General features: G+C 61.0%; 9 protein-coding genes. 4 read left to right on the forward strand and 5 right to left on the reverse strand.

Annotated elements, in window-relative coordinates:
* Positions 1-13: 13 nt before the first annotated feature.
* The gene (locus LJE91_12800; protein MCG6869561.1) at positions 14-1,267 is read right to left on the reverse strand and encodes a serine hydroxymethyltransferase; all 1,254 of its coding nucleotides are present in this window, start codon (positions 1,265-1,267) and stop codon (positions 14-16) included.
* A 119-nt stretch (positions 1,268-1,386) separates the two neighbouring features.
* Positions 1,387-2,334, reverse strand: a complete 948-nt coding sequence (locus LJE91_12805) for an acetoin utilization protein AcuC (protein ID MCG6869562.1) — start codon at positions 2,332-2,334, stop codon at positions 1,387-1,389.
* A gap of 90 nt (positions 2,335-2,424) precedes the next feature.
* On the opposite strand from LJE91_12805, the gene ettA reads away from it, so the two are divergent.
* The 4 genes from ettA (at position 2,425) to LJE91_12825 (ending at position 8,235) form a co-directional block, all read left to right on the forward strand.
* Entirely contained in the window at positions 2,425-4,089 is a 1,665-nt protein-coding gene (gene ettA / locus LJE91_12810; protein MCG6869563.1) for an energy-dependent translational throttle protein EttA, read from the forward strand.
* Between the two features lie 64 nt (positions 4,090-4,153).
* The gene (locus LJE91_12815) at positions 4,154-5,629 is read left to right on the forward strand and encodes a lipopolysaccharide biosynthesis protein (GenBank protein MCG6869564.1); all 1,476 of its coding nucleotides are present in this window, start codon (positions 4,154-4,156) and stop codon (positions 5,627-5,629) included.
* 7 nt (positions 5,630-5,636) lie between these two features.
* A complete protein-coding gene (locus LJE91_12820) occupies positions 5,637-6,902 on the forward strand; it encodes a glycosyltransferase family 4 protein (protein ID MCG6869565.1) in 1,266 nt (421 codons plus the stop codon).
* 97 nt (positions 6,903-6,999) lie between these two features.
* Positions 7,000-8,235 carry a hypothetical protein gene (locus LJE91_12825; protein MCG6869566.1) on the forward strand — a complete coding sequence of 412 codons (1,236 nt, stop codon included), beginning with the start codon at positions 7,000-7,002 and terminating at the stop codon, positions 8,233-8,235.
* A gap of 274 nt (positions 8,236-8,509) precedes the next feature.
* On the opposite strand, the gene LJE91_12830 is transcribed toward LJE91_12825, so the two are convergent.
* The 3 genes from LJE91_12830 to LJE91_12840 all read right to left on the reverse strand — a co-directional run bounded on the left by LJE91_12830 (position 8,510) and on the right by LJE91_12840 (position 11,255).
* A complete protein-coding gene (locus tag LJE91_12830; protein MCG6869567.1) occupies positions 8,510-9,433 on the reverse strand; it encodes a glycosyltransferase in 924 nt (307 codons plus the stop codon).
* 175 nt (positions 9,434-9,608) lie between these two features.
* Positions 9,609-11,009: a ribosome biogenesis GTPase Der gene (der, locus tag LJE91_12835; GenBank protein MCG6869568.1), complete on the reverse strand. Its 1,401-nt coding sequence runs from the start codon at positions 11,007-11,009 to the stop codon at positions 9,609-9,611.
* 27 nt (positions 11,010-11,036) lie between these two features.
* Complete coding sequence (locus LJE91_12840) at positions 11,037-11,255, reverse strand: hypothetical protein (protein MCG6869569.1); 219 nt, start codon at positions 11,253-11,255, stop codon at positions 11,037-11,039.
* Between the last annotated feature and the right edge of the window lie 401 nt (positions 11,256-11,656).

Consider the following 11,656-nt stretch of genomic DNA (forward strand, 5'->3'; position numbering starts at 1 on the left):
CCGGTGTCGCACATCATCCCCCGTAGACCGGAAAGCGGGCACAGAGATCCAGTACTCGCGATCGCACCGATTCGACAGTCTGAGCCAGCGCGGACTCGTCGCCGATGGCGTCGATCACGTCGCACATCCAGCCGGTGAGCTCGCGCGCCTCCCCCTCGCGGAAACCCCGGGTAGTGATGGCCGGCGATCCCACGCGGATCCCGCTGGTCACGAACGGGGACTGCGGGTCTTTCGGCACGGCATTCTTGTTGACGGTGATGTTGGCGCTGCCCAGGGCCGCGTCCACCGCCTTGCCGGTGAGCCCCTTATCGATGAAATCGACCAGGAACAGGTGATCGTCCGTCCCACCGGAGACTACCTTGTAACCGCGCTCGACGAAGCCGGCGGCCATCACCCGGGCGTTCTTCAGGACCTGCTCCTGATAGCTGCGGAACTCCGGTTCGAGCGCCTCCTTGAAGGCAACGGCCTTGGCGGCAATGACGTGCATCAGGGGGCCGCCCTGGGTTCCGGGAAAGACCATGCTGTTAAGTTTCTTCGCGATCTCCGGGTTCTCCCGGGCGAGGATGAGGCCACCGCGGGGCCCGCGCAGGGTCTTGTGTGTGGTGGTCGTGGTGACGTCGGCGATATCAATCGGACTCGGGTAGAGGCCGGTTGAGATCAGGCCGGCCACATGCGCGATGTCCGCGAACAGCAGCGCCCCGACCTCGTCGGCGATGGTCCGGAACCGCTGCCAGTCGAGAATACGCGAATAGGCGGAAAAACCGGTCACGATCATCTTCGGCCGGTGCTCCCGCGCCAGTGTCTCGACCTGCTCGTAATCCACCTCGCCGCTGTCGGAATGGATTCCGTACTGCACGGCGTTAAAGATCTTGCCGGAGAAGTTCACCTTCGAGCCGTGAGTCAGGTGTCCGCCGTCGGCGAGACTCATGCCGAGGATCGTATCGTGGGGTTTCAGCAGCGCCAGATAGACCGCGGCATTGGCCTGCGATCCGGAATGGGGCTGGACGTTGGCGTAGGCCGCGCCGAACAGGGCCTTCGCGCGGTCGATCGCGAGCTGCTCGGCCACGTCGACGTTCTCGCAGCCCCCATAGTAGCGCTTGCCAGGATAGCCCTCGGCATACTTGTTGGTCAGCACGGAACCCTGTGCCTCGAGCACGCGGGGACTCGCGTAGTTCTCGGAGGCGATCAGCTCGATATGCTCTTCCTGGCGCCGCTTCTCGGCGGCGATCGCCTCGGCCAGCTCGTCGTCGAAACCGGCGATGGTCATGTCTTTGGGAAACACGATGGTTCTGCTCCGGGAAGTCTGGTGTATGGCGAAAGCGCGGCATTATACCGTATCCGCGCGTCCGCTCCCGGCGGATCCCTGGCCCCCTATCGCATGAGGCTTCAGGACATCGCCGCGACCACTTCGCACCAGCCGTGCGCCAGGTTCGAGAGGTCGTAGCCACCCCCGCCCATGGCGAGCAACCGACCCTCGCAGTGGGCGTCGGCCAGTGAACGCAGGCGGGTCGCCGCATGGGCGTGGGCCTTCGGTGAGTAGTGCATCTGTGTGATCGGGTCACCCGCGATGCTGTCGGCACCGCACTGGAACAGGATCACCTCGGGCGGGAATTGCGCGATCAGCGCCTCCACGCGGGGCCAGACCTCCAGGAACGCCGTGTCGTCGGACCCGGGCGGCATCGGGACGTTGAGCTTGGTCCCCTTCGCGTGGCCGGTGCCGGTCTCGGTGGCGAAACCGGTGCCGGGATACAGGGTGCGCCCGTCCTGGTGCAGGTCGGCGAAGATCACCCCGGGCGCGCCCTCAAACGCGTAGTAAACACCGTCACCGTGGTGGGCGTCGATGTCCACGTAGGCCACCCGCGCGCAGGCGTATTCGCCGAGCAGCGACTCGATCGCCACACCGCAGTCGTTGAAGACACAGAAACCGGCGGCAGAATCGCGCCGCGCGTGGTGGAGCCCGGCGATGGGCACGAACACTCGCCGGCAGCGCCGCTCCATGATACGCCGCAGGCCGTCGAGTACCGTGCCGACGACCGTCGAGGCGGCCTCGTAGACCCCCGGGAAGGCTGGCGTATCACCGTAGTCCAGGTAGCCGGCACCGGTCACCGACTGCGTCTTGACCTGCTCCAGGTAGTCGTCGGTGTGGAAACGCAGTAGCTCTCGCTCGGTGGCGACCACGGGAGCGATGAGGTCACTGCGTTTGTCGAGACCGAGCGACTCGAAGTGCAGCCTGAAGGCATCGTAGCGCTTCGGCCCGAAGGGATGGTCCTCACCGAAGCTGTAGCGCGCGAGCGCCTCACCGAGATAGACGTTGAGTTCGGAACGGGTTTGCATGGATTCCTCGATGTCTTCCGCGATTACTCGGGTATGAGTGGGCGTGGGGAGTATAATAGCGCCCCGTTTCGAACCCCGTACTGTCAGGATATGGCTGAATACATCTATACCATGAGCGGTGTCGGCAAGGTCGTACCGCCGAAGAAGGAGATACTCCGCGACATCTCCCTGAATTTCTTCCCCGGGGCGAAGATCGGCGTGCTCGGTTACAACGGTGCCGGGAAATCCACCCTGCTGCGCATCATGGCCGGGGTCGACACCGACCATCTGGGCGAGGCCCGCCCCCAGCCCGGCATCGAGATCGGCTATCTACCGCAGGAGCCCGTACTGGATCCGGAAAAGGATGTGCGCGGCAACGTCGAGGACGGCCTGCGTCACATCACCGAGGCGCAGGCACGGCTCGATGCGGTCTATGCCGCCTATGCTGAACCCGACGCCGATTTCGACAAGCTGGCCGCCGAACAGGCGCACCTGGAGAACATCATCCAGGCCGCCGACGCCCATCAGCTCGACCGCAAGCTGGAGGTCGCCGCCGATGCCCTGCGCCTGCCCGAGTGGGATGCCGATGTCACCACGCTGTCTGGTGGCGAACGCCGTCGGGTCGCCTTGTGCCGACTCCTGCTCTCGAATCCCGACATGCTGATCCTGGACGAGCCAACCAACCACCTCGACGCCGAGTCCGTCGCCTGGCTGGAACGCTTTCTCCAGGAGTTCCCGGGGACCGTGGTGGCGGTGACCCACGACCGTTATTTCCTCGACAACGTCGCGGGCTGGATCCTTGAGCTCGACCGCGGCCACGGCATCCCATGGAAGGGCAACTACTCCTCCTGGCTCGACCAGAAGGAGACCCGCCTGGAACTCGAGGAACGTGGGGAGGCCGCGCGCATCAAGAGCATGAAGGCCGAGCTCGAATGGGTCCGCAGCAACCCCAAGGGCCGCCAAGCCAAGAGCAAGGCGCGACTGAAACGCTTCGAGGAGCTTTCCTCGCGCGAACATCAGAAGCGCTCGGAGACCAACGAGATCTATATCCCACCCGGCGACCGGCTCGGGGATGTCGTGGTCGTCGCCGAGGGAGTCTCCAAACGCCTTGGCGGCAGGTTATTGATGGAGGGTCTGGAATTCACCCTGCCCAGAGGCGGCATCGTCGGCGTCATCGGTCCCAACGGCGCGGGCAAGACTACCCTGTTCCGCATGATCACAGGCGCTGAGACCCCGGACAGCGGTGAGATCAAGGTTGGGGAGTCCGTCAAGGTCTCGCACATCGATCAGCTCCGCGACGACCTTGATGGCGCGAAGACGGTCTGGGAGGAGATCTCCGACGGCCAGGACCTGATCACCGTCGGCAACTACGAGGTGCCCTCAAGGGCCTACATCGGCCGGTTCAATTTTCGCGGCAGTGATCAGCAGAAGCGCGTCGCCGACCTGTCCGGGGGCGAACGCAACCGGTTGCACCTGGCCAAGCTGCTGAAGACCGGCGGCAACCTGCTGCTGCTCGACGAACCCACCAATGATCTGGACGTGGAGACCCTGCGGGCACTCGAGGAGGCCCTGCTGGAATTCCCGGGCAGCGCCGTGGTCATCTCGCACGACCGCTGGTTCCTGGACCGGATCGCCACCCATATCCTGGCCTTCGAGGGGGACAGCGAGGTCGTCTGGTTCGAAGGCAACTTCAGCGAGTACCAGGAGGACTACCGGCGGCGGGCCGGGGTGGAGGCCGATCAGCCGCACCGCGTTCGCTACAAGCGCCTGGCCTGAGGCGGACCGGCGCCACGCGTGCCAGACAACGACGCGGCGGCTCGGCGTAAGATCATCCAGAGACATGAACCACTCCCAGCAGATCCGGTTCGGCATGAAGTGGACTGCGATCGCCCTGGTCACGACGCAGATCCTGCGTTTCGTGACGACCATCGTCCTTGCGAGGCTGCTGGTTCCGGAGCTGTTCGGACTGGTCGCGATGGCAAACGCGACCATCCACATCATCGCCGTGGTACGTGAATTCGGACTCGGATCGGCCTACATACAACGCAAGGTCCAGGAAGGGGAAGACGAACGCGTTTCGGCAAACACGACGTTCTACATCCTGTGCATGATCAATGCACTCATGTTCATGGCGGCATGGTTTCTCGCTCCCTGGACCGCCGCTTTCTTCAGTGAGGAGAGGCTGACTGATGTCCTTCGTGTACTGACTATGTCTTTTATACTGGACGGTGTGGTCACGATTACCGGCGTGGTCCTGAGAAAAAAACTGGAATTCGGCAAATTCGCGGTATCGGAGATCATCGGGAGAGTTTCGTACTCCGCTGTTTCCATCTCCCTTGCACTTTCCGGATTCGGCGTCTGGAGCCTGGTATTCGGACAACTGACGTCCCAGGTCATTCGGGCCGGCGTTTCGCTCAAGCTGTCCGGATGGCGTCCCGCGCTCGAGTTCTCGACGAAGATCGCACGCGAACTGTTCTCGTTCGGCAAATACCTCTGGGGGTTCAGTATCATCTCGGCACTGGGTGATTCCCTGGACCGGGTCATCATCGGCCGATGGCTTGGAGCGGCAAATCTCGGTATCTATGGGCTGGCCCTCAATCTTTCGAAACTTCCCGCGACCCAGATCAGCTGGATGATCAACCGAATTGCCTTCCCGGCGCTATCTCGAATCCAGGATGACAAGGCGGCACTGCGCCGGACATTCCTTAAGACCATCAATCACGTGGCCCCGATCTCCATCCCCGTCGGCCTGGCGCTGTCCGCAACCTCCGAGGCCCTGGTCGCTACACTCTACGGCGCGAACTGGGCGGGCGCGGCGCCCGTACTGGAGGTCCTGGTGATTTACGGTACGGTGCTATCTCTATCAAGTCTTACGGGCCCTGTCTTCAAAGCTATCGGGAAACCGAAAGCGCTTCTGTATACCAGCGTCCTGCACCATACTCTGATGGTGGTGCTGCTGATCGCACTTGCACGATACGGAATCGTTGCCATCGCCTATGCCGTATTGACACCGCTGCTCCTGTCGTCGGTAATCGCGTTTGTACTTGTCGTTCGATACCTCGATCTACAGGCCCGGGACGTACTAGAACCCCTGTTCCGTTCCGGTGGTGCAGGGATGATCATGTATCTTTCCATCCGCGCTCTCGAATGGTCGGCCAGCTCCTCGGACCTGCCCTCTCCGGTCCTGTTTCTGGCCTGTATCGCCGTCGGCATGCTTTCTTACCTGTTGGCCTCCCTGGTTATCAATCGCACGGTAGTACGCGATATCACCGTGACATTCAGGGAGGTCATGCAGGCGAAAGGCAAGCTTCGGTGACTTTCGGTTGCCCCGGACCCAGGACGAGATGAGAATCGCCTTCGTCAGCCAGCCGATGGATGCCGTGTTCTCCGATCAAAACTCCATCGGCATCTGGACCTACGAGATTTCCCGGCAACTCGGTCGCGACCACGACGTGCGGGTCTATTGCAGGGCCGACACCACAGACCACCGCGTTGCGGGGGTCGCATTCCGTGGCATTTCCACCAGGACAGACCTGCGGCTGAACAGGATCACGAAGAAGCTCCTGACAAGGAATCCCCCCGATCAACCGTATTTCGGTTCCTGGGCGTTTTTTTTCCCGTACGCAGCCCAGGTTGCCATGGACCTGAGGTCCTTTCACGCCGAGGTCATACATCTGCACAACTTCTCCCAGTTCGCACCGTTGATCAAGAGGCTCAACCCCCGTTCAGGACTCGTGCTGCATATGCACTGCGAGTGGCTCACCCAGCTCGACAGATCGCTCATCGAGTCCCGCCTTCGCCATGTCGACGGGATCGCGGGATGCAGCGGCTACATCACCGATGCCATCGCAAACCGCTTCCCCGCCTACGCCGACAAATGCGCCACCTTCCATAACGGCGTCGACCCGGAAAGATTCAAACCGTCCTCGCCGGAAGGTGCTTCCAGCGCAGAATCCCGCGTCCGTCTGCTCTTCGTAGGTCGCGTCTCGCCGGAGAAAGGATTGCACTACCTGATCGATGCGCTACCCGCCGTCAAGAGCCGAGTCGAGAACATCACCCTCGACATCGTCGGTAGCAAACGGCAGCTCCCCCATGAGTATCTCGCTGCGTTTAGCGAAGATTCGCTCTCCGTCGAACTTTCCGCGTTCTACAGAAACGAGGATCGCACGCAATACTACGGCCATCTTTTGGAGAAGATTCGCGCACTCGGTCTGGAATCATGCGTCACCCTTCACGGGCACTTGCCACAATCCGACCTCCCAGAGTTCTACCGGCGGGCGGACATCCTGGTCAATCCCTCCCTCAGCGAGTCCTTTGGCATGAGCCTGATCGAGGCGATGGCTAGCGGGGTGCCGGTCGTCGCGACCGACATTGGCGGGATGCCCGAGATTGTCTCGTGCGCAGATGTGGGCGCGATCATTCCACCCGGCGACTCGGGCGCGTTGGCCGGGGCGATCGTCGATCTGGCCCTCGACGGGGAAAAGCGAAGTACAATGGGCCAGAATGGGCGCAGGCAGGCAATGGAACGTTATTCATGGGGCGGGATTGCTGCGAGCCTAGCACCGCTTTATCGGACTGTCCGTAATTAGCAGGATCCGGTCCAGGTGACGGAACAACTCGCGGCACCGGAAACCAACAAGCTGTACGCCAAGCTACCGATCCTCTAGACCTTAAGGGATATAACCCATGAGAAAACGATATGCCAGCGAATCCCTGAACAACTGGCCGCGACGGCGTATCGCTGCGTTGCGCGTTGCTCACTCCCTCACCAATCTATTTGATATGCCTCGGTCGCCGCGCGCTGCGCGCCTTGCGTTGCACCTGTCTCGCTCATTTAATCAGGGCTTCCCTAAACCAGCGCCATCCGTGATTCTGGTCTTCATCGCCCTCACCGCCGGCTGCGGCTATTTCGACGACCAACCCCTGATCACTCCCCACCATTTTCCGGATGAGTTCTCACGCCGCCATGGTCACTTCACCGCGAACGTGACCGGCTCGCTACACGACGACGTGTCCGATGCGCGCTATCGCCTGAACGACGGCGATTGGCAACCGCTACCGAAGGTGGGAAAGCGAGTTTCAGGAAATCAGTTCACCCTCGAGTTTCCGGTCGATACCCTGCTGGCCAAACCGGAGATCAACAGGCTTGAGATCGAGACCGAGACGTTCTGGAGAACAGAAATCAGTAATTATGAATTCATCTATAACCCGGATCCGGTAGACCTGCCGCGTCTGGTCAACTGGCGGAATGCCGATCTGGTGGCCGATGATGGCTACTGGGAAGTCGTATCAGGAGACGATGGCGAAGCACGTGTGCGACCAAAATCGGGATTCGAGGGTTATGACAGGATCCTCATCGTGATCGGCGCAACCGGGGCAGGCAGACACATCGAGACAGATCTTATCTATCGCGGAGCTTCTATCGAAAAACACGGCCATGAGTATGGATTCGGGGTGCTTCCACTTTGGGGTGGCCGTCCCGATGATCCCGGCGTCACACCGAAAAGAGGGTGGAGTTTCAGTCTGGCATGGTACTGGAACCGCTACAAGGGCGCAGGCAACGAGTTCTCGTACAAACATGGCTCGGAAAAGCCTGCCTGGGTAAATGGTTACCGCAATGTCCCACTGCTGGAGAACGGCAAGTATCGGCTAATCGTGGAAGTGTGGCCGGTTGTCGACGCCGACGGTAATCATCTCCGGTATACGCAACGCATGAAGTGGTGGCCGGCGGATCAGAAGGAGCCCGCGCATTGGCAACAGCTATCCGATGTTGAAGGTGCGCCCCTGCCACCAGGGGAATACGGTGTCGCGCTGATATGCTATCGCACACAGGTGGAATTTGGGCCGGTACGGATCGATCCCTTGCCAGAACAAATTGCAGAGGAGGAGATATCCGAAAATGTCCGGCAAGCGGTGCACTGATACCTCAACCATCAGATGATGCAGGCAATCTCCGGGACGATTTCTGTCGCGCATGCCAGAGAGCAATGGCGGTCTCTGGTCCATGAGACCTACCGGATGGCGAAAACGAATTGCTAAGGCGATTGCCGGAAGATGGCATGCCAGATCGCTCCGGATTTTCGTTCGTTGTCAAGGCGCGACAACTGGCGCATCGTCGAACTATGTCACTTTTGTCGCAACACAGAGGACGGACGACAGAGACAAGCAAAATGGTATGTCACTTGACAGAAATCGCCTAGACGCTTTTCTTTTTGAACATTTTTCGACTCAATGCCCAGACCACGTCCTGTGCAAGCAGCTTGAAGTTCCTTGACCCCTCTGAGCTACGTAAGGTAATCCAGCGCATCAAGTAAGTGTAGCACAAGGCACGATCCGCTGGAGACAAGGATGACCGCTTTATGGATTTGGAATACTCAGCGGCGCGCCGCCAGGTAGGGAAACTCACAGCGCCTTTCAGACCTGGGTCAAACCAGGCGTTGCGTTCGCGGCGATCGGGATACAGGCTCATCGATCGACCGGGGTGGTGCCGGTAGAAGACAAGCACATCGGGGACCTCGACGAATATTCCCAGCAGGCTCAACTCGGCGAGAAGATTCCGGTCCGATCCCGTGTAGTTCCCGATCAGCTGCGTTCGGCCAAGCAATCCGGACCGGATCAACCCGAAAACCTGGTAGCAGTTGTGTCGCGACAGTACGATCTCGGCAAAGCGCCTGTGCGCGGCGGCGGCATCTGTTTTCAGCACCACACCGTACTCCTTCAGTCTCTCTCCGTTCTCGTCGATAATCGAAGCCTTCGGATGCGACAATACCGCAGTTTCGTCCTTGTCCAGGACGGAGACGCATTCGCGAAGGAACGTCGGTGCCAGGACATCGTCGTGCGCCATCCACTTGAAATACGTCCCCTTCGACAAGTCATAAACCCGGTTGAAATTGTTCCCCGCGCCGATATTGGCCTCGTTCCGGAAATATCGTATCCGGCCGTCCTTCTCGGCATAACGCTCACAGATTTCCTGCGTTCTGTCGCGTGAAGCGTTGTCGGAGATGATCAGTTCGAAGTCGTCGAATGTCTGGTTACAAATCGAGTCCAGCGCGGCCCCGACGAATCGCTCTCCGTTGTACACGGGTAATCCGATGCTTACGCGTGGGGAGAAGTGGTCCATGGATCGTTCTCGGTATGTAATTTTTCCGGGTCTCTGGAGGCATCGGGATTCTACCGAAGCGCTTCGGGAACAGCGCTTGTAACTGCCCTGCTTGAACACTGTCCCGACAGTCCTGCGCGACCTGGCCATTCAGGACGCGGAGAAAGCACCGGTTTGCAACGTACCGGATCCGCTCTCAACCCCGTTTCTTGACATGGCGCAACATGCGAACACGCTTGCGCTGCTGGCGTGGGGTAAGCTTGTTCCGCCGCCCCGCATAGGGGTTTTCACCGGTCCGGAACTCCAGACGCACGGGGGTCCCGGATACCTGCAGCCCCTTGCGGAAATGATTCATCAGGTAACGCCGATAGGCCCCGGGCAGGCGATCGGTCTGGTTGCCGTGAATCACGATCGTCGGGGGGTTGCTGCCCCCCTGATGAGCGTAACGCAATTTGATCCGTCGCCCCCTGACCAGCGGCGGCTGATGCGCCGCAACGGCCCTTTCCAACAACCGGGTGAGTTCCGAGGCGGAAGCGCGCCGGCTGGCCGAACGATACGCACTGCGCACCGCGGGCAGGACGGCACCGACGCCGCTGCCATACAGCGCGGAGATCTCCAGAACCCTGGCGAAGTCGAGGAACGAAAGCCGCCGGTCGATCTCGGAGCGGATCTGTCGGCGTGTGTCGGCATCCAGGCCGTCCCACTTGTTGATCGCGATGACCAGGGCCCGCCCCATCTCCAGCACCAGGCCTAGCAGGGTGGCGTCCTGCTCGGCGATCCCCTGTCTGGCATCAAGCACCATCACGACCACATTGGCCGACTCGGCGGCCTGCAGGCTCTTGACCACACTGAATTTCTCGATCGCTTCGGTCACCCTTCCGCGCCGCCGGACGCCGGCCGTGTCGATCAGGGTGTAGTGCTCGCCATCGCGCTCCAGTGGTACGGCGATACTGTCCCGCGTCGTGCCGGGCCGGTCGAAGGTCAGCAGGCGAACCTCCCCGAGAAGGCGATTGATCAGCGTCGACTTGCCGACATTGGGACGCCCGAGGAAGGCCACGCGGATGCCGCCTTCTGATTCTCCGGGCGCCGGCCCCTGCTCTACGGCGTCGGGGAGTTCGTCCAGGACCCGTTGAATCATCGACCGGACACCGCGCCCGTGGGCAGCGGCGATGAAGAACAGCGGCGATATCCCCAGGGCGTGAAACTCCGCACCGGCCTGCTCGGGATCCAGCCCGTCGGTTTTGTTTGCCGCAAGGAACACTGGCTTGCCGTGCCGTCGCAGCGATCGAGCCACGGTCTGGTCGGTGCCCGTCAGTCCCTCTCTGGCATCGACCAGCAGGACGATTGCGTCGGCTTCGCGAAGCGCGATCTCAGTCTGTTCCGCCATCAGTGCATCGAGGGACTCATCGCCGCCGACCAGCCCCCCGGTGTCGACGACGAGGTATTCGCGCCCGCCGATCCGACCGGTACCGTACTTGCGGTCCCGGGTGAGACCCGGGAAGTCGGCGACCAGCGCGTCCCGTGACCGGGTCAGGACGTTGAACAGTGTGGACTTGCCAACATTGGGGCGGCCGACCAGCGCAATGACGGGATTCATTCCGGCATCCCGTTCGGGGTCACCCCATCACTGCCCATCTTTTCCCGAGGCCTCCAGTTCCCTGCGTTGCTCCTGATACTTTTCGTAGGTCGGGCTTTCGGGGCACTGCCTCATCTCCCGGTTCAGACACTGCTGCTCCTTCACATTTTGCATCGTCTCGTATCCCATCCGCTGCAGGGATGCCGCGCTGCAACCCTCCAATGCCAGCAGCCATCCCAAGGCCCACGCCAATATGGCCAGTCTCACGTTCCAAACCTCATCGCAAGGAGCTGAATTACCCATCATATCCGAGGAACCGATGCCGCGTCCCGCCCGGGTGACAGTGACAAGGGTCCCCATTGATTCGAATTCGGTGTTGAGCGGCTTGATTCTATCGCGGCCACCAATATCGGGTCATGCTTGGCCCCATCGCGCCGGTGACGGGACCAGTTACACCGGGTCTCCCCTTTACGGCACGACCCGACGGCCAGCGTGAAACACGATTGAAACAAACCATTAACAAAGAGCTCGAGAGTGACGAGTTCTGGATAGCTCTGAGCTAGCCTATCGAAAGCCGTTGAGCTCGTCAGCCCAGGCCGACACCAATTCGTCCATCTCCTCCATTTCTTCCTCAGTGAGGTCGACAGGAAGGTCATCCATCTCGAGCC

It is taken from the genome of Gammaproteobacteria bacterium (assembly GCA_022340215.1).
Classification (GTDB): Bacteria; Pseudomonadota; Gammaproteobacteria; order JAJDOJ01; family JAJDOJ01; genus JAJDOJ01.

Bases quoted from the DNA above. Each gene is read 5' to 3' on its own strand.
- LJE91_12805 (MCG6869562.1), bottom strand. From the start codon at position 2,334: ATGCAAACCCGTTCCGAACTCAACGTCTATCTCGGTGAGGCGCTCGCG.
- LJE91_12825 (MCG6869566.1), top strand. From the start codon at position 7,000: ATGAGAAAACGATATGCCAGCGAATCCCTGAACAACTGGCCGCGACGG.
- LJE91_12815 (MCG6869564.1), top strand. From the start codon at position 4,154: ATGAACCACTCCCAGCAGATCCGGTTCGGCATGAAGTGGACTGCGATC.
- LJE91_12800 (MCG6869561.1), bottom strand. From the start codon at position 1,267: ATGACCATCGCCGGTTTCGACGACGAGCTGGCCGAGGCGATCGCCGCC.
- LJE91_12830 (MCG6869567.1), bottom strand. From the start codon at position 9,433: ATGGACCACTTCTCCCCACGCGTAAGCATCGGATTACCCGTGTACAAC.
- der (MCG6869568.1), bottom strand. From the start codon at position 11,009: ATGAATCCCGTCATTGCGCTGGTCGGCCGCCCCAATGTTGGCAAGTCC.
- ettA (MCG6869563.1), top strand. From the start codon at position 2,425: ATGGCTGAATACATCTATACCATGAGCGGTGTCGGCAAGGTCGTACCG.